At 72.2% G+C, this 18,611-nt stretch carries 12 protein-coding genes, 1 rRNA gene and 1 pseudogene; 11 read left to right on the top strand and 3 right to left on the bottom strand.

Going from position 1 to position 18,611, the window contains the following annotated elements; all coding sequences use genetic code 11:
* Positions 1–2 precede the first annotated feature (2 nt).
* Positions 3–119, top strand: a 5S ribosomal RNA gene (gene rrf / locus KS423_RS16375).
* A 59-nt stretch (positions 120–178) separates the two neighbouring features.
* Positions 179–1,024 carry a phosphatase PAP2 family protein gene (locus KS423_RS16380; protein WP_224279922.1) on the top strand — a complete coding sequence of 282 codons (846 nt, stop codon included), beginning with the start codon at positions 179–181 and terminating at the stop codon, positions 1,022–1,024.
* A gap of 98 nt (positions 1,025–1,122) precedes the next feature.
* Here KS423_RS16380 and KS423_RS16385 read toward each other — a convergent pair whose 3' ends face one another.
* Both KS423_RS16385 and KS423_RS16390 read right to left on the bottom strand, forming a co-directional pair.
* Complete coding sequence (locus KS423_RS16385; protein WP_224279924.1) at positions 1,123–1,686, bottom strand: GPR1/FUN34/YaaH family transporter; 564 nt, start codon at positions 1,684–1,686, stop codon at positions 1,123–1,125.
* A 286-nt stretch (positions 1,687–1,972) separates the two neighbouring features.
* Entirely contained in the window at positions 1,973–4,534 is a 2,562-nt protein-coding gene (locus KS423_RS16390) for a SpoIIE family protein phosphatase (protein ID WP_224279926.1), read from the bottom strand.
* Positions 4,535–5,105: 571 nt separating this feature from the next.
* Between KS423_RS16390 and KS423_RS16395 the strand changes: the two genes are divergently transcribed.
* From KS423_RS16395 to KS423_RS16435, 9 genes are all read left to right on the top strand, one after another.
* Positions 5,106–9,614, top strand: a complete 4,509-nt coding sequence (locus tag KS423_RS16395; protein ID WP_374119965.1) for a HAMP domain-containing protein — start codon at positions 5,106–5,108, stop codon at positions 9,612–9,614.
* A gap of 294 nt (positions 9,615–9,908) precedes the next feature.
* The gene (locus KS423_RS16400) at positions 9,909–10,547 is read left to right on the top strand and encodes a response regulator (RefSeq protein WP_224279939.1); all 639 of its coding nucleotides are present in this window, start codon (positions 9,909–9,911) and stop codon (positions 10,545–10,547) included.
* Positions 10,548–10,695: 148 nt separating this feature from the next.
* Positions 10,696–13,359, top strand: a complete 2,664-nt coding sequence (locus KS423_RS16405) for a DNA translocase FtsK (protein ID WP_224279929.1) — start codon at positions 10,696–10,698, stop codon at positions 13,357–13,359.
* A 318-nt stretch (positions 13,360–13,677) separates the two neighbouring features.
* Complete coding sequence (locus KS423_RS16410; RefSeq protein ID WP_224279941.1) at positions 13,678–14,475, top strand: helix-turn-helix domain-containing protein; 798 nt, start codon at positions 13,678–13,680, stop codon at positions 14,473–14,475.
* Positions 14,476–14,571: 96 nt separating this feature from the next.
* Complete coding sequence (gene rimO / locus KS423_RS16415; RefSeq protein WP_224279931.1) at positions 14,572–16,062, top strand: 30S ribosomal protein S12 methylthiotransferase RimO; 1,491 nt, start codon at positions 14,572–14,574, stop codon at positions 16,060–16,062.
* The gene (gene pgsA, locus KS423_RS16420) at positions 16,059–16,697 is read left to right on the top strand and encodes a CDP-diacylglycerol--glycerol-3-phosphate 3-phosphatidyltransferase (RefSeq protein ID WP_224279934.1); all 639 of its coding nucleotides are present in this window, start codon (positions 16,059–16,061) and stop codon (positions 16,695–16,697) included. The genes rimO and pgsA overlap by 4 nt, the downstream gene beginning before the upstream one ends.
* Before the next feature lie 16 nt (positions 16,698–16,713).
* Positions 16,714–17,196 (top strand): CinA family protein, encoded by a 483-nt coding sequence (locus KS423_RS16425; protein ID WP_224279936.1) that lies wholly within the window; start codon positions 16,714–16,716, stop codon positions 17,194–17,196.
* A gap of 317 nt (positions 17,197–17,513) precedes the next feature.
* Positions 17,514–17,882, top strand: a complete 369-nt coding sequence (locus KS423_RS16430; protein WP_049660741.1) for a helix-turn-helix domain-containing protein — start codon at positions 17,514–17,516, stop codon at positions 17,880–17,882.
* Positions 17,883–17,937: 55 nt separating this feature from the next.
* Positions 17,938–18,225, top strand: a complete 288-nt coding sequence (locus tag KS423_RS16435; RefSeq protein WP_224279937.1) for a hypothetical protein — start codon at positions 17,938–17,940, stop codon at positions 18,223–18,225.
* A gap of 100 nt (positions 18,226–18,325) precedes the next feature.
* On the opposite strand, the pseudogene KS423_RS16440 reads toward KS423_RS16435, so the two are convergent.
* Positions 18,326–18,611, bottom strand: a pseudogene (locus KS423_RS16440) (DEAD/DEAH box helicase); the annotation flags it as partial.

Below are 18,611 nucleotides of genomic sequence, written 5' to 3' on the forward strand. Positions count from 1 at the left end.
GTTTCGGTGGTCATAGCGTGAGGGAAACGCCCGGTTACATTCCGAACCCGGAAGCTAAGCCTTACAGCGCCGATGGTACTGCAGGGGGGACCCTGTGGGAGAGTAGGACGCCGCCGAACAATTCTTCCGAAAAGCCCCTTCCCGTCCGGGAAGGGGCTTTTTGCGTTACCCTCTGCCAATGCAGAACCTGACCCTGACCTGGCAGTCCGCCGGGGCCGCCGCGATCGGCCTCCACGCGGGTGCGTACGCGGCGGTGAAGGGCCGGAAGCCTGCGCTGTCCGCGCTGTTGCGGGAGGCCGGCACGTTGTTGGCGCTGTTCGCGCTCTGGCAGCTGGTCGGGCACCTCTCGGTGATGAGTACGGACCACGCGCTGGACCGCGCGAGCTGGATCCACCACACCGAGCAGGTGATCGGACTGCCGGACGAGGCCTCCTGGCAGCAGGCGGTCACGCCGTACCCGGTGCTGGCGAGGCTGGCGAACTACTACTACGCGGTCATGCACTTCGCCGTCATGCTCGGTGTCCTGCTCTGGGTGTTCGTGCGGCACCGGAACCGCTACGCGTGGGTGCGCAACACGGTGGTGATCACGACGGCGGTCTGCCTGCTGGTGCAGTTCATCCCGGTGGCGCCGCCGCGGATGCTGCCGGAGAGCGGCTTCGTGGACCTGGCCGCCCAGTACGGGCAGTCGGTGTACGGCGGCGCGGTCGGCGGTGTGGTGGTGGCCGACCAGTTGTCGGCGATGCCCTCGGTGCACGTCGCCTGGTGCGTGCTGGCGGCGGTAGCGGTGATCCGGGTGTCACGCAGTTCGCTGCGATGGGTGATGGTGCTGCATCCGGTGCTGACGGTGGCCGTGGTGGTGGTGACGGCCAACCACTTCTGGTTGGACGGCATCGTGGCCGTGGTGATCCTGCTTCTCGCCTACGCCGTGCTGGCGTTGGTGGCACGCCGACGGGGCCGGGCCTCCGCCGGGACGGAGATCCGGCCCCGCACCACCGCCGAGGAGCGGCTGGAGCAGGTCGGTTGAACCGAGGCTGAACTCAGGTCGAGCCGGATCGGAACCCAGGTCGGGCCGAAGCGGAGCCCAGCTCCAGTCGAGCTCGGACCGAGGTCGTTCCGGACCGGTCACTTGACCGGCAGGGAGACCTTCCCCCAGGACCCGTTGCTCAGCGCGGAGGTGGCCCAGTACCAGGCGGCGAGCCCGGAGGCGGCCGCGATCCAGCCGGCGGTCTTGGCCAGGCCGCCGTAGCCGCCGAAGGTGGCGATGGCGGAGAGCAGCAGGGAGAGCGTCAACAGGCCGTAGACGGCGCGGCTGAGCAGGCCCGCGCCCCAGCTCGCGGCGGTGAGGGTGAGGGCGAGCAGGGCCCACAGCAGCAGGAAGAGGCCTGCGGCGTTCTTGCTCGCCCCGCCGGCCGCGGACCAGGTCGCCCAGAAGGCGCCGAGGCTGGTGAAGGCGGTTCCGGTGAAGCCCTCGCCGCCGCGGAGCTGCCAGAGGCCCGCGATGAAGAGGGTGACGCCGCCGAGCAGGTGGGTGAGGTGGGCCGCGTCCCCGAGCCCGGCGCCGTGCAGGATGCCGGTGGAGAGCAGACCGTAGGCGAGCAGTGTGAGTCCGAGCGCGAGGTAGCCGAGGTTACCTGCGTCGGCTCCGGTGGAGCGGGCGTTCGTTGCCCCGGAAGCGTCGTTGCTCACCGGAGGCTCCTTTCACTCTGGGCGCGCGCAGGGCGCAGTGACGCTGTGGGTGTCGTCTCGATGAGTGGATGCGCGCGACCGCACCGAAGGCGCACGGCTGTGAGCGTGCGCGGGCTGCGGTCGGAAGTGATGGGCCATCGGAAGTGATGGGCCAGCGGAGAGCCGCTGGTCACGTCCCCGCCGGAGGGATTCCCCGGTGAGATCGGTTTACCCGGACCGGCTCGCTTGTACCCTTGTGAATATAACAATTTGTGACTGCGTCAGCACGGCGCGGCTTGCGGACCGCTCACGCCTGGCGCTGGGTGGGCACCCGCAGGGTCAGGATCGCCATGTCGTCGGACGGCGGCTCCGGCGCGAAGCGCTCGACCGCGCGCTGCACCCGCGCCGCGACCGCGCCCGCGGTCAGGCCGGTGCAGCCGGTGAGCACCTCGGCGAGGCCGTCGTCGCCCAGCATCCGCCGGCCCTCGCGGCGTTCGGTGACTCCGTCGGTGACGCAGAGCAGGACCTCGCCAGGGGCGAGCACCAGGTGTTCGGCGGTGAGGTCGAGGTCGTCCATGACGCCGAGCAGTGGCTGCGGGGTGGCGGCGCGGTCGACCTGGCCGTCGGTGCGCAGCCGCAGCGGCAGCGGGTGGCCGGCGCAGACCAGGGAGAGCTCGGTGCTGCCGTCCGGTCGGGGCGTCAGTTCGCCGTAGAGCAGGGTGAGGAAGCGGCTGCGTGAACCCTCGTCCAGGATGGCCGCGTTGAGCCGGCGCAGCACCTGCGGGGCGTCGAGGCCCTCGCGGGCGAGCAGCCGCAGGGAGTGCCGGGCCAGGCCGGTGACCGAGGCGGCCTCGGGGCCGGTGCCGCAGACGTCGCCGATGGCGAAGCCGTAGGTGCCCTCGCGGATGGTGAACAGGTCGTAGAAGTCGCCGCCGACCTCGTTGCCCTCGCCGGCCGCCTGGTAGTAGACGTCCACCTCGACGCCGGGGATCTCCGGCAGGTCCGGTGGGAGCAGGCTGCGCTGGAGGGCCTGGCTGGTGGCGGTGCGTTCGGAGTAGAGGCGGGAGTTGTCCAGGGCGAGGGCGGCCCGGCGGGAGAGGTCCTCGGCGAGTTCGAGGATCTCCTGACGGAACCGGACGCCGGCCGGGACGCCGAGCACCAGCAGGCCGATGACGCGGTTGCGGGCGGTCAGTGCGAGGACGACGGTCTCGCCGAGCAGTCCGGCGAGTTCCGGGCCGTCGGTGAGGCCGCCGGCCTCGGCGGTCTCGGTGGGGGCCGTCCAGAACCGGACGCCGTGGGTGGGGCCGGCCTCCGGGGCGGGGGTCTTGCCGAGCAGGTCGCGCAGCGGGTCGATGCGGTCCTCGTCCTCGTGCAGGACGAAGGCGAGCCGGGCCGGGGAGGCGTGGTCGGGGGTGGTGTAGACGGCGCACCAGGAGGCGAGGGTGGGGACGGCCATCTGGGCCATCAGCGCGAGGGTCTGCTCGTGTTCGAGGGTGCCGGCCAGCAGGTCGGAGGCCTCGACCAGGAAGGAGAGCGAGCCGCGGCGGAGCTGTTCGAGCTCGGTCAGCCGGGTGCTCTCAACGGCGAGGGCGACCCGGTCGGCGGCGAACTGGAGGCGGAGCGCGTCCTCGTTGTCGTAGCGGCCGGGTACGGCGGCGGCGATGCCGAGGGAGCCGATCAGCCGGCCCTCGACCTTGAGCGGGACGGTGACCAGCGAGCGCATGCCGCTGCCGGAGAGCAGTGGCAGGCCGGTGGGCCGGGTGGAGAGGTCCTCGTGGACGGAGGGCAGCCGGGCGGAGTCGTAGCGGTTGCCGGTCCCGACCGGGAAGCGGGAGTGCCGGCGGTGTCCGGCGGTGAGGCCGGTGGCGGCCCGGACCTCGAACTCGGCCTCGTCCTCGGTGGTGAGCAGCAGGTACGCAGCGTCGCCGTCGAGCAGGTCGCGGGCGCGTTCGACGGTGCGCTGGAGCAGGGTGTCGAGGTCGTCGGTGGCGACCGGGCCGGCCAGCAGGTCAAGCCGGGGACCGGCCGGGTCGGGGCGGTCGCCGGGCAGGGCGCGGGCGGGGGAGCGCAGCACCGCGCGGTCTGGTTCGAGGACGAGCAGACAGAGGGTGGAGGGGACGCCCTCGGTGTCGCGCAGCCGGACCTGGACGCCGTACACCTCGACCTCGCGGCCGTCCTGGAGGCGGATGCCGTAGCCGCCCTCCCAGCGGGCCATCCGCAGGGTGTCGGTCAGGCCGAGGCCTCGGTCGGGGGACTGCGGCCAGACCGCGAGGTCGGCCCAGGGGCGGCCGAGGACGGCGGCGGCGGGGTACTGGAAGAGCGCCTCGGCGTCCGGGTTCCAGGCCAGCACCCGGCCGTCCTCGTCGAGTTGGACGACGGCGACGTGCACCGGGCCGGGGCCGCTGGGCAGATCGCTGCCGGGGGTCGCGGGAACGGCATAGCGGGTGCCGAGCACGTGTGCGGGCAGCTGGAGGCGGAACCAGACGGTCTTGCGGCCGGCCGCGTACTCGACGCCCCACCGTTCGGCGAGGGCGGAGCACATCAGCAGGCCGCGGCCGCCCTCGCCGTCCGGGTCGGCGTAGCGGTCGGAGGCGGTGACCGGACCGTCACCGAGCGAGGGCAGGCCGCGCTCGGGGTGGTGGTCGGTGACCTCGATCCGGACGCTCTCCTCCTCGCGCAGGCAGCAGACCTCCGCGGCGGTGCCGGCGTGCACGACGGCGTTGGTGACGAGCTCGCTGACCAGCACGACCGCGTCGTCGACGACCTCGGGCAGGCCCCAGCCGAGCAGAGCGTCCCGGACGAAACCCCGCGCGGCGGCCGCGGACCGGCCGTCGGGGTCGAAGGTGGCGGCTGCGCGCGCGGTGACCACGTTGCCACTTCTCCTCTGCTGCTCATGCCCTGGCTGTCCGGGGTGCGGCGCCGACTCCCCGTGCGCGCCGTCGGGGTGAGCGGCGGCGCTGGGTCGGGTCGTGGCCCGGTGCAGCGCTCCACCCTACTTTCCGCTTGGTTCCCCGTGGGGGCGGGGAGTCGAAACAGGCACCAGAGGGTGATTCTGCCCACCTGTTTCGGACGGTGCGGTACGAACCGAGCACAACCGGCCGTGCACCCGCTGCCGGTGCTGCCAGACTGGGGGGTCCGCGACGGCCGGTGGGAGCAGTACGGTCGTGTGGGTGCCGGCGCCTCTCGGGCCGCCGGTACGCAGCCCAGCCGGGCCGGTGCCCGGGTGCGTGCCGCACCGGCACGGTCGGTCACCGGACAGTTCACGATGTGGGAGGGGCCCGTTGAGTTCGGCCACCAAGGACGCAACCGGAACGACGCCGCCCGCCCCGCGCGGTGGGCGCCCCGGGGCCGTGCCGCGGAACGCGGCCGGCCGGCGGGCGAGCCACAACCGTGGCGCGGAGCCCGCCGAGCTGCGCAAGCTGCTGTCGGCGCTGACCGCGATGCGGGACGGAAACTTCCGCCGCCGGCTGACCGTCCCCGGGGACGGTCCGCTGGCCGAGATCGCCGCGGTGTTCAACGAGGTCGCCGAGCGCAACCAGCACCTGACCGGCGAACTGGCACGGGTGCGACGGGCGGTGGGCCGCGAGGGCCGGCTGAACGAGCGGCTGGAGACCGGCGCGGGCGAGGGCGCCTGGATGGCGGCGGTCGACAACTGCAACGCGCTGATCGACGACCTGGCCCGCCCGATGGCCGAGGTGGGCCGGGTGCTGACCTCGATCGCCGAGGGTGACCTGGACCAGAAGATGGAGCTGCGCTCGCTGCACAGCAACGGGGTGAGCCACCCGCTGCGCGGCGAGTACCTGAAGATCGGGCGGACCGTCAACGGGCTGGTGGACCAGCTCTCCGAGTTCACCGACGAGGTGACCCGGGTGGCCCGCGAGGTCGGCACCGAGGGCAAGCTCGGCGGCCAGGCCAAGGTCCGCAGTGTCTCGGGCAGTTGGAAGGACCTGGCGGACTCGGTCAACACCATGGCGGGCCGGCTGACCGCGCAGGTGCGCAACATCGCCCAGGTGACCACGGCGGTGGCCAAGGGCGACCTGTCCCGCAAGGTCACCGTCGAGGTGGCCGGCGAGATGCTGGAGCTGAAGAACACCGTCAACACGATGGTGGACCAGTTGAACGGATTCGCCGCCCAGGTCACCGCGGTGGCCCGGGACGTGGGGACGGAGGGCCGGCTCGGCGGGCAGGCCCAGGTGCCGGGTGTGGCCGGGGTCTGGCGGGACCTGACCGACTCGGTGAACTTCATGGCCGACAATCTGACCGGTCAGGTGCGCAACATCGCCCAGGTGACCACGGCGGTGGCGCGCGGGGACCTCTCGCAGAAGATCGAGGTGGACGCGCGCGGGGAGATGCTGGAGCTGAAGAACACCATCAACACGATGGTGGACCAGCTCTCCGGCTTCGCCGAGCAGGTGACCCGGGTGGCCCGCCAGGTGGGCACCGAGGGGCGGCTCGGCGGTCAGGCCCAGGTGCCCTGGGCGGCCGGGGTCTGGCGGGACCTGACCGACAACGTCAACTTCATGGCGAACAACCTCACCGATCAGGTCCGCAACATCGCCCAGGTGACGACAGCGGTGGCCAAGGGCGACCTGTCGCAGAAGATCCAGGTGGACGCGCGCGGGGAGATCCTGGAGCTGAAGAACACCATCAACACGATGGTGGACCAGCTGGGCGCCTTCGCGGACGAGGTGACCCGGGTCGCCCGGGACGTCGGCACCGAGGGCATCCTCGGCGGGCAGGCCAGCGTGCCCGGTGTGGCCGGGATCTGGAAGGACCTGACCAACTCCGTCAACCTGATGGCCAACAACCTGACCAGCCAGGTCCGGAACATCGCCGAGGTGACCACGGCGGTGGCGCGCGGCGACGTCTCCAAGAAGATCACCGTCGACGCCCGGGGCGAGATCCTGGAGCTGGTGACGACCGTCAACACCATGGTCGACCAGCTGTCGGCCTTCGCCGACGAGGTGACCCGGGTGGCCCGCGAGGTGGGCACCGAGGGCATCCTGGGCGGCCAGGCCCGGGTGCGCGGGGTGTCGGGCATCTGGAAGGACCTGACCGACAACGTCAACTTCATGGCATCCAACCTGACCGGCCAGGTGCGCAACATCGCCGAGGTCGCCGGCGCGGTGGCCCGCGGCGACCTCTCCAAGAAGATCTCCATCGACGCGCAGGGCGAGGTGGCGGCCCTCGCCGCGACGCTCAACACCATGGTCGACCAGCTCTCCTCCTTTGCGGTGGAGGTCACCAGGGTGGCCCGCGAGGTGGGCACCGACGGCACCCTGGGCGGTCAGGCGAGCGTGCCGGGCGTCGCCGGGATCTGGAAGGACCTGACCGACAACGTCAACCTGATGGCCAACAACCTCACCGGCCAGGTGCGGAACATCGCGCTGGTGATCACCGCGGTCGCCCGCGGCGACCTCTCGCAGAAGATCGACGTCGACGCCCGCGGCGAGATCCTCCAGCTCAAGACCAGCATCAACACCATGGTCGACCAGCTCTCCGCGTTCGCCGACGAGGTCACCCGGGTGGCCCGCGAGGTGGGCACCGACGGACGGCTCGGCGGCCAGGCCCGGGTGCCCGGCGTGGACGGCACCTGGCAGGACCTCACCGAGTCGGTGAACGAGCTGGCCAACAACCTGACCCGGCAGGTGCGCGCGATCGCCCAGGTCGCCACCGCGGTCACCAGGGGCGACCTGAGCCTGCGGATCGACGTGGACGCCGCGGGCGAGCTCGACGAGCTCAAGGACAACATCAACCAGATGATCGCCAACCTGCGCGAGACCACCCGCACCAACCAGGAGCAGGACTGGCTCAAGACCAACCTGGCCCGGATCTCCGGCCTGCTCCAGGGCCGCCGGGACCTGGAGGCGGTGGCCTCGCTGATCATGACCGAGCTGACCCCGGTGGTCTCCGCCCAGCACGGCGCCTTCTTCCTCGCCCAGCCGGCCGGCCGCACCGCCGAGCTGATCACCGAGGACGACGACGAGAACGACACCGTGCTGCGCCTGATCGGCAGCTACGGCTACCAGCGGCGGGCGATGCCGACCACCTTCCGCCCCGGAGAGTCGCTGATCGGCCAGGCCGCGGTGGAGAAGCGGGCGATCATCCTCAAGGAGGCGCCGCCCGGGTACCTGAAGATCGCCTCCGGGCTCGGCGAGGCCTCCCCGGCCCACATCGTGGTGCTGCCGGTGCTGTTCGAGGGCCGGCTGCTGGGCGTGATCGAGCTGGCCACCTTCAGCTCCTTCACCACCGTCGCGCTGGACTTCCTGAACCAGATCGCCGACCTGATCGGCGTCACCGTCAACACCATCAGCGTCAACACCAAGACCGAGGGCCTGCTGCTGGAGTCCCAGCGGCTGACCGCCGAACTCTCGATGCGGTCGGCCGAGTTGGAAGCCCGCCAGGAGGAACTGGAGCGCACCAACGAGGAGTTGCAGGAGAAGGCCGAGCAACTCGCCCAGCAGAACCGCGACATCGAGATCAAGAACGGCGAGATCGAGGAGGCCCGGCAGGTCCTGGAGGAACGCGCCGAGCAGCTCGCCCTGGCCTCCCGGTACAAGAGCGAGTTCCTCGCCAACATGTCGCACGAGCTGCGCACCCCGCTCAACTCGCTGCTGATCCTGGCCAAGCTGCTCTCCGACAACAACGAGGGCAACCTCTCGCCCAAGCAGGTCGAGTTCGCCGACACCATCCACGGCGCGGGCTCCGACCTGCTCCAGCTGATCAACGACATCCTCGACCTGTCCAAGGTCGAGGCCGGCAAGATGGACGTCCGCCCGGCCCGGATCGCCCTGGTCCAGCTGGTCGACTACGTCGAGGCCACCTTCCAGCCGGTCGCGCTGGACAAGAACCTGGACTTCGCCGTCCGGGTCTCGCCCGCCCTGCCGGTCACCCTCCACACCGACGAGCAGCGGCTCCAGCAGGTCCTGCGCAACCTGATCTCCAACGCGGTGAAGTTCACCGACGCCGGGGCCGTCGACTTCTCGATCCGCCCGGCCGGCCGGGAGGCCCCGCAGCACGTGCGCGAGCGGCTGCTGGAGTCCGGCTCGATCCAGGACCCGGACGACGAGCTGATCGCCTTCTCGGTCTCCGACACCGGCATCGGCATCCCCGGCAACAAGCTGCGGGAGATCTTCGAGGCGTTCAAGCAGGCCGACGGCACCACCAGCCGCAAGTACGGCGGCACCGGCCTCGGCCTGTCCATCAGCCGAGAGATCGCCCGGCTGCTCGGCGGGGAGATCCACGCCGAGAGCGAGCTGGGCAAGGGCTCCACCTTCACGCTCTACCTGCCGCTGCGCACCGAGGCCCCGGAGCCCGTCGGCGAGCCGCGCCCGGCCGTTCCGAACGGCCTGGCGCCGCGCGCCTCGGTCGGGGTGACCCCGGTGGGCCTGCCGGTGCCGGTCGGTGAGAACCCGGCCGACCACTGGGCCCAGGAGGTCCGCGAGCTGGCCGAGGAGCGCCGCCGCGGTGCCGTGGAGCGCCGGCGCAGTGCCGCCCTGGAGAGCGTCGCCGGGCCGCGGGCGGCGGAGCCCGTGCAGCCCCGCCCGGTCAACGGGGACCGGCGTTTCGACGGCCAGCAGGTCCTGATCGTGGACGACGACGTCCGCAACGTGTTCGCCCTCACCAGCGTGCTGGAGCAGCACGGCCTGACCGTCCTGTACGCGGAGAACGGCCGGGAGGGCATCGAGATGCTGGAGCAGCACGAGAGCGTGGCGCTGGTCCTGATGGACATCATGATGCCGGAGATGGACGGCTACGCGACCACCGAGGCGATCCGCCGGATGCCCCAGTTCGCAGGCCTGCCGATCATCGCGCTGACGGCCAAGGCGATGAAGGGCGACCGGGAGAAGTCACTGGAGGCGGGCGCCACCGACCACATCACCAAGCCGGTGGAGACCGACCACCTGCTGTCGGTGATGCACGAATGGTTGAACGGGGACCGCGCGTGACCGCGCGGGGAGGCGTGAACCCCGGACCGGGCCCCGGGGTTCACGCCAGCCGGTCGATCGGTTTGCTGGCGGCCGGGCCCGGGAACCGGGTAGGGTCACCGATCGTTGCGAACAGTGACCGGGCGGCGACACGCTGGTGAGCGTGCGCCGGAGCACTGGCTGCGCGCCGCTCCGGATCGGGTGACGACGGGGCGATGTGCCGGACGAGGGGGTGCGGCTAGCATGACCGGGGTAGCGGTGGGCAGCACGCGGGTGCCTGCACCGGGCGGCAGGCAGGCGACAGGAGGGCGAGCCCTGATGCAGAAGGCCAAGATCCTCCTGGTCGACGACCGACCGGAGAACCTGCTGGCGCTGGAGGCGATCCTCTCGGCCCTGGACCAGACGCTGGTGCGCGCGGCCTCCGGTGAGGAGGCGCTCAAGGCGCTGCTCACCGACGACTTCGCGGTGATCCTGCTGGACGTCCAGATGCCGGGGATGGACGGCTTCGAGACCGCCGCCCACATCAAGCGCCGCGAGCGCACCCGGGACATCCCGATCATCTTCCTGACCGCGATCAACCACGGCCCGCACCACACCTTCCGCGGTTACGCGGCCGGCGCGGTGGACTACATCTCCAAGCCCTTCGACCCGTGGGTGCTGCGCGCCAAGGTCTCCGTCTTCGTCGACCTGTACGCGAAGAACTGCCAGCTGAAGGAACAGGCGGCGCTGCTGCGCCTGCGGCTGGAGGAGGGCGGCGGCGAGCAGGCTCTCGGCGGGGCGCTGCTGGGCGAGCTGTCCGCGCGGCTGGCGGCGGTCGAGGAGCAGGCGGAGGCGCTCGGCAAGCAGCTGGACGGGGCCGAGGACGCCGGGGTGGCCGCCACCGCCGCGCACCTGGAGCGCAAGCTCGTGGGGCTGCGCCGGGCGCTGGACGCGATGCGCCCGGGCAGCTCCTGACCCGCCGTCGGCGGTTCACCCGTACGGGTGGTCCGGTGGGTGCGAACGGGTGAAACCCGGTCAGGGTGACGGGGTGTCTGCGACACGTCCGGGCACCCGGGCTCGGGCACGTGTGCAGTGGTCGCCCGCCCCGGTAGGCTGCTGACCCATGGCCACTCGCACGCCCGGGAACGCAGCACGTAAGACGAGTCCGGGACCGTCCAAGAAGGCCGCGGCGAAGGCCTCGGGCAAGCCGCCCGCGAAGAAGGCGGCGGCGAAGAAGGCGGCTCCCGCGAAGAGGACGGCGGCCAAGCCGGCCCCGCCCCCGCCGAAACCGTCCAGGTCGGTGCTGATGGGCGCGCTCAACGCCCTGGCGAGCCCGATCGCCGCGATCTTCCGGGGTGCCAGGAACCTCCACCCCGACCATCGCAAGGACGGGGTGGGCCTGCTGCTGTTCGGGCTCGCGCTGATGGTCGCCGCCGGCACCTGGTTCAGCTCCGCCGGCTGGCTGACCGAGGCGGCCACCGCCGTGGTGTCCGGGCTGTTCGGCCGGCTCGACGTGCTGGTGCCCTTCCTGCTGGCCGGGATCGCGATCCGGCTCTGGCGCCACCCGGAGCTGCCGGAGGCCAACGGCCGGATCATGATCGGGCTGAGCGCGCTGCTGGTCGGCGTCCTCGGCCTGGTCCACATCGGCTGCGGCGCGCCCATGATGGGCAGCGGCGCCTCCCGGATAAGGGCGGCCGGCGGGATCATCGGCTGGGCCGTGTCCACCCCGATGATGGCCGCCGCCGGGCCGGCGCTCGCCGTGCCGCTGCTCCTGCTGCTGTCCTTCTTCGGCCTGTTGGTGGTCACCGCCACTCCGATCAACCGGATCGGCGACCGGGTGCGGGGGATCGGCATACGGCTCGGGGTGGTCGAGCCCGGGCCGGAGGACGAGCAGCACTGGGGGCGCACGCCGGAGCGCGAGCTGTCCACCGACCCGCCGGAGGACGCCGACCCCGACGCGCTGCCGTTCACCGTGGACACCGACGGTGACGACCCCTCGGACGAGGTGGCCGCCCGCCGGCGCCGCCGCCGGCGCAAGCAGACCGAGGAGCCGGAGGACGCCGGGCGGATCTCCCTGGACAAGGAGCCACTGGACCCGTACGCCACCCGCGACCTCGCCGCCGGCGCGGCCGCCGACCTGGACGGCGCGCTGGTCTACGGCGTGCCCGCCTCCTCCGCGGTGGCGGACATGATGCACCAGGTCCAGGACCGCACCGCCCCGCCGGAGGAGCCCGCCGTCCCGGCCGCCCGCAGCGGTGGCCCGGGCGCGCCCGAGGAGCACGGCGCGGCGCCGGTGCGGATGGAGCAGCTCCAGCTCGGCGAGGGCGTCACCTACGCGCTGCCCTCGCTCGACCTGCTGGAGCGCGGCGGCCCGGCCAAGGCCCGCAGTGCCCTCAACGACGAGGTGGTCGCCCAGCTCACCGGCACCTTCACCGAGTTCAAGGTGGACGCCAAGGTCACCGGCTTCACCCGGGGTCCGACGGTCACCCGCTACGAGGTCGAGCTCGGACCGGCCGTCAAGGTGGAGCGGATCACCGCGCTCGCCAAGAACATCGCGTACGCGGTGGCCAGCCCGGACGTGCGGATCATCAGCCCGATCCCGGGCAAGTCCGCGGTCGGCATCGAGATCCCCAACCGGGACCGCGAGATGGTCAACCTCGGCGACCTGCTGCGCTCGCGCACGGCCGCCGAGGACTCGCACCCGATGGTCGTCGGCATGGGCAAGGACGTCGAGGGCCACACCGTGATGGCCAACCTCGCCAAGATGCCGCACATCCTGGTGGCCGGCGCGACCGGCGCGGGAAAGTCGTCCTGCATCAACTGCCTGATCACCTCGATCCTCGCCCGGGCCACCCCGGACGAGGTGCGGATGGTGCTGGTCGACCCCAAGCGGGTCGAGCTGACCGCGTACGAGGGCATCCCGCACCTGATCACGCCGATCATCACCAACCCCAAGAAGGCCGCCGAGGCCCTCCAGTGGGTGGTGCGCGAGATGGACATGCGCTACGACGACCTCGCGGCGTTCGGCTTCCGGCACGTGGACGACTTCAACGCGGCGGTGCGGGCCGGCAAGGTCACCCCGCCACTGGGCAGCGAGCGCGAGCTGAGGCCGTACCCGTACCTGCTGGTGATCGTCGACGAGCTGGCCGACCTGATGATGGTCGCGCCGCGCGACGTCGAGGACTCGGTGGTCCGGATCACCCAGTTGGCCCGCGCGGCCGGCATCCACCTGGTGCTCGCCACCCAGCGGCCCTCGGTGGACGTGGTCACCGGCCTGATCAAGGCCAACGTGCCGTCCCGGCTGGCCTTCGCGACCTCCGCGATGGCCGACTCCCGGGTCATCCTGGACCAGCCCGGCGCGGAGAAGCTGATCGGCAAGGGCGACGCGCTCTTCCTGCCGATGGGCGCGAGCAAGCCGATCCGCATGCAGGGCGCGTTCGTCACCGAGGCGGAGATCGCCAGGGTGGTGCAGCACTGCAAGGACCAGCTGACCGCCGTCTACCGGGACGACGTGATGGCCGGAGCCGGGCCGAAGAAGGAGATCGACGAGGAGATCGGCGACGACCTGGACCTGCTGATCCAGGCGGCCGAGCTGGTGGTCTCCACCCAGTTCGGCTCGACCTCGATGCTCCAGCGCAAGCTCCGGGTCGGTTTCGCCAAGGCGGGCCGGCTGATGGACCTGATGGAGTCGCGTGGGATCGTCGGCCCGAGCGAGGGCTCCAAGGCCCGCGACGTGCTGGTGAAGCCGGACGAGCTGGACGGGGTGCTGATCACCCTTCGGGGCTGACGGTCCGGGCCCTGCGGGGCCCGGACCGTGTCCTGGGCGAGGTGTCACTCGTTCGGAGGAGGGTAGGCGCCGCGCGGGGAACCGAACGTCCGTACGTCGCGTCACACGGCGGAAAGCGGACCCCGGGCTGCCCGCGCGGCTCCGCTGGCGGGTCGTCAGCGGGGTGTCGGACCCGTTCCGCTTGAGAAACGATCCGCCCACGCCCCTAGACTGTTCTCCAGCAGGTGGCCATCCGCTCGAAAGGCGCGCCCAGTGACCATCCGCAAGTCCTCCGACCGCGAGAACGTCAACTCGTCCGCCGAGCCGACCGACGACGTGATGCAGGCGGCCGATGCCCCGAGCATCGGCCGGGTGCTGTCCACCGCCCGGATCGACGCGGGACTCACGGTGGACCAGGTGAGCACCGCCACCCGGGTGCGGGTACCGATCGTCCATGCCATCGAGGAGGACGACTTCGCCCGCTGCGGCGGCGACTTCTACGCCCGCGGGCACATCCGCCTGATCGCCCGGGTGGTCGGCCTGGACGGCGAGGCGCTGGTCGCCCGGTACGACGCCGCGCACGGCGGCTCGCCCGCAGGCAAGCGCGCGGCGACCCAGCTGATCGACCGCGGCCCGATCAAGGTGCCCCGCCGCGGCCGGCCGAACTGGGCGGCCGCCATGGTCGCCGCGATCGTCGCCGTGGTCGTGCTGATCGGCTTCAACCTGGTCGGCGGCAAGGGCTGGCACGGCACCACCGGCTCGGCCAGCTCGCCGCTGCCCAGCGGCGCCGGGACCGGCTCGGTGGCCCCGGTGGACACGCCCACCGTCCAGCCGCAGGCGCCCGCGCCGAGCGCCGCCGCGATCGCCGCCGTCCCGGCCGACAAGGTCACCGTGAAGCTGGTCGCCGAGGGCACCAGCTGGATCTCGGCGACGGACGGCACCGGCAAGTCGCTGTTCCAGAACAACATCAGCAACGGCCAGGACCAGACCTTCACCGACCCCAAGCAGATCAAGCTGGTGCTGGGCAACGGCGGGGCCGTGCACGCGTACGTCAACGGAAAGGACCTCGGTCTCCTCGGCAAGGACGGCCAGGTGGTGCACGTCACGTACACCCCCGGAGACCCGCAGGCGGGCTGACCACAGGGGCCGGAGGGCCCGCTGATGATCAGCTGATCCGAGGCTCGCGGCCTCCGGGGCGAACGGCACCGGAGCCCGCGCGTTAATCTTGGCCCTATGCCTGAACGCCGCACTGTCGCCCTTGTCACGCTCGGATGCGCCCGCAACGAGGTGGACTCCGAGGAACTCGCCGGGCGACTGGAAGCCGACGGCTGGTTGCTCGTCGACGACGCCGCCGAGGCGGACGTCGCCGTGGTCAACACCTGCGGCTTCGTCGAGGCCGCCAAGAAGGACTCGGTGGACGCCCTGCTGGAGGCCAACGACCTCAAGGGGCACGGCCGCACCCAGGCCGTCGTCGCGGTCGGCTGCATGGCCGAGCGGTACGGCAAGGAGCTCGCCGACGCCCTCCCCGAGGCGGACGGCGTGCTCGGCTTCGACGACTACGCGGACATCTCCGACCGCCTCCAGACCATCCTCTCCGGCGGCCACCACGCCCCGCACATCCCGCGCGACCGCCGCAAGCTGCTGCCGATCAGCCCGGCCGAGCGGCAGACCGCCGCCGAGGCCGTCGCCCTGCCCGGCCACGGCGCCGAGGCCGCTGCCGAGCCGATCGCCGACCTGCCCGACGGCCTCGCCCCGGCCTCCGGCCCGCGCACCCTGCGCAAGCGGCTGGACGACAGCCCGGTCGCCTCGGTCAAGCTCGCCTCCGGCTGCGACCGGCGCTGCTCCTTCTGCGCCATCCCGGCCTTCCGCGGCTCCTTCATCTCCCGCCGCCCCTCCGACGTGCTGCACGAGGCCCAGTGGCTGGCCGGGCAGGGCGTGCGCGAGATCGTCCTGGTGAGCGAGAACAACACCTCGTACGGCAAGGACCTCGGCGACATCCGGCTGCTGGAGACGCTGCTCGGCGAGATCGCCGCGATCGAGGGCGTCGAGCGGGTCCGGGTCTCCTACCTCCAGCCGGCCGAGATGCGCCCCGGCCTGATCGACTCGATGACCGGGACCGCCGACGTGGTGCCGTACTTCGACCTGTCCTTCCAGCACTCGGCGCCCGCCGTGCTGCGACGGATGCGCCGCTTCGGCTCCACCGACCAGTTCCTGGAACTGCTGGGGACCATCCGCGGCAAGGCCCCGCAGGCCGGCGCCCGGTCCAACTTCATCGTCGGCTTCCCCGGTGAGACCGAGGAGGACTTCGCCGAGCTGGAGCGGTTCGTCACGCACGCCGGGCTGGACGCGATCGGCGTCTTCGGCTACTCGGACGAGGACGGCACCGAGGCCGCGACCTACGACGGCAAGCTCGCCGAGGACGTGGTCGCCGACCGGCTGGACCGGCTGAGCCGGCTGGCCGAGGAGATGACCGCCCAGCGGGCCGAGCAGCGGATCGGCACCGAGGTCGAGGTGCTGATCGAGTCGATCGAGGACGGCGTGGTCGAGGGCCGCTCCGCCCACCAGGCCCCGGAGACCGACGGCCTGACCACCCTCAACGGTGTCGAGGCCCCCGAGGTCGGCCAGTTCTGGCGGGCCAAGGTGGTCGCCAGTGAGGGCGTCGACCTGATCGCCGAGGCGCTGGAGCAGGTGCGACTGCCCAAGTCTTCGGGAGCCGGGGAATGACCAAGGGGCCCGGCGCCCCGGCCGCGGCCCACCCGGGCAGACCGGCGGCCGCGGCGCCGTCCACCCCGGGGGTCTGGAACATCGCCAACGTGCTCACGATGGTCCGGGTGCTGCTGGTGCCGGTCTTCGTGGCGCTGCTGTTCGCCGACGGCGGGCACAACCCCAAGTGGCGCTCGGTCGCCTGGGCCGCGTTCGCGATCGCGATGATCACCGACCTGTTCGACGGTGAGCTGGCCCGGCGCAAGGGCCTGGTCACCGACTTCGGGAAGATCGCCGACCCGATCGCCGACAAGGCGATCATGGGTTCGGCGCTGATCGGCCTCTCGCTGCTCGGCGACCTGCCCTGGTGGGTCACCGTGGTGATCCTGGCCCGCGAGCTCGGCATCACGCTTATGCGGTTCTGGGTGATCCGCTACGGGGTCATCCCGGCCAGCCGCGGCGGCAAGCTCAAGACGCTGACCCAGGGCACCGCGGTCGGCATGTACGTACTGGACCTGACCGGCTGGCTGGCCACCGGGCGGGCCGTGCTGATGGGGCTGGCGGTGCTGCTGACCGTCGGCACCGCGCTGGACTACATCGGACAGGCGCTGCGACTGCGCCGCGAGGGACAGGCCGCGGCGCGCGCGGCCCACTGAGCGACGGGGGAACCGGGTGGCGGAGCGGGACTACGAGCTGGCCGAGCGGGCGCACGCCGCGCTGCGGGCCGAGGGCGGCACGCTGGCCGTCGCCGAGTCGCTGACCGGGGGCCTGCTGGCCGCCGCGCTGGTGGACGTCCCCGGGGCGTCCGAGACCTTCCGGGGCTCGGTCACCGCGTACGCGACCGAGCTGAAGGCCTCGGTGCTCGGGGTGGACGAGGGCCTGCTGGACGTGTACGGGCCGGTCCACCCGGTGGTGGCCCGGCAGATGGCCGAGGGCGTGCGCGGGCTGCTGGGGGCCACGTACGGGCTCGCGACGACCGGGGTGGCCGGCCCGGACCCGCAGGACGGGCAGCCGGTGGGCACGGTACACCTGGCGGTCGCAGGCCCGGGGGGAACTCTGGTCAGTTCGCCCCTGCTGTCGGGCAGTCGTGCCACAATCCGTCACGGGGCGGTGACCGCGGCGCTGGAGCTGCTCGTCGGTCGGTTCGTACGGTAGGGGCCCGCCGGGAGGGATCTCCACCGAACCGAGATCTGCCGATCCGGTGCGCGGGTATGGGACAGCTGGAGGATCGTGTTACATCCAACACCCTGGTTGGGCAGAAACCAGGTGGCGAACGAGTTGCGTGACGGTGGCCGGGTGGGCCGCAACGGGTACCACGACGGGCCCGCGAACCCGGGTCTGACACCGGAACAAGGAGGGGGACGGCCTTGCAGCCCAGAGTGAACACGACCAGGGTCCCCGCACGCGAAGCGGGCAAGGCGGTACGGTGGGGACGTGACATCTCGATCCGCAGTCCGAGGAGGGAGGCACCGATGATCCTGCTCCGTCGCCTACTGGGCGATGTACTGCGTCGGCAGCGCCAGCGCCAGGGCCGCACACTCCGCGAGGTGTCGGCGGCCGCCAGGGTTTCGCTCGGATACCTCTCCGAGGTCGAGCGGGGACAGAAGGAGGCCTCCTCGGAGCTGCTCTCCGCCATCTGCGACGCACTCGACGTCCGGATGTCCGAGGTCATGCGCGAGGTCAGCGACGAACTGTCGCTCGCCGAACTTGCGGCGATGGCCACCCTCTCCGAAGGTGATCTGCTGAGGCCGGTACTCGAACCGGTTCCGCTGCCCGCCCCCGGCACCGACCGGGCGAACATGTCGCCCAAGGCCGCCGCGATGGACGTGGTCGCCGCCTGATCCCGGCCTCGGCTCCCGGGCGCCCCTGCCCGGGGCGAGCGAAGGGATGGCGGTCGTGCGAACAGACGCGCAGACGCGCCCGATGGCCCGAATACGGGCCCGGGCGCGGCCGTTCCTCCGGGTGCGGTGGGCGGTGGCGGTCTCCGTGGCCGGGCTCGCCTGGTGGCTCCTGGTGGCCCGGGGTCAGTCGGCCGACGGTGCGGCGCTGGGGCTGCTCGCGGCCGGCGGCTGGGGACTCGGTCTCATTCCGGTCCACGCCGACTGGAACGCGACCGGACCGGCCCGGCGCCCGCGCCCGGAGCAGGTGGGACCGGTGGAGGCGCAGCCGCCGCCGATCGGGTGATTCGACGTGGCAGGAGGCCGCGGGGTTCTCGACCCCGCGGCCTCCGGCGTTCCCCCGCCGCTGTCCGCCGGTTCCCGCGTCCGGTTCAGCGGCGCACGGTTCACGGGCGCAGGCGCAGGCCGCGCGGGGTGGCGTGGAAACCGGCCTCCTCCAGGGCGTGGCCGAGGGCCGAGCCGAGCGCGGGCTCGCCGTTGGCCCGCTCGACCGTGACGCTGCCGAGCGCGCCCTCCCGGACGGCGGCCGCGAGCGCCCCGGCCGCCAGCGCCCGGGTGGTCTCGTCCTCCGGCCAGGCCAGCAGGGACTTGCCGCCGCGTTCGACGTACAGCGCCAGCTCGCCGTCCACCAGGACCACCAGGGCGCCCGCCTTGCGGCCCGGGCGGTGGGCG

The sequence above is a fragment of the Streptomyces sp. LS1784 genome, assembly GCF_020103755.1.
GTDB lineage: Bacteria > Actinomycetota > Actinomycetes > Streptomycetales > Streptomycetaceae > Kitasatospora.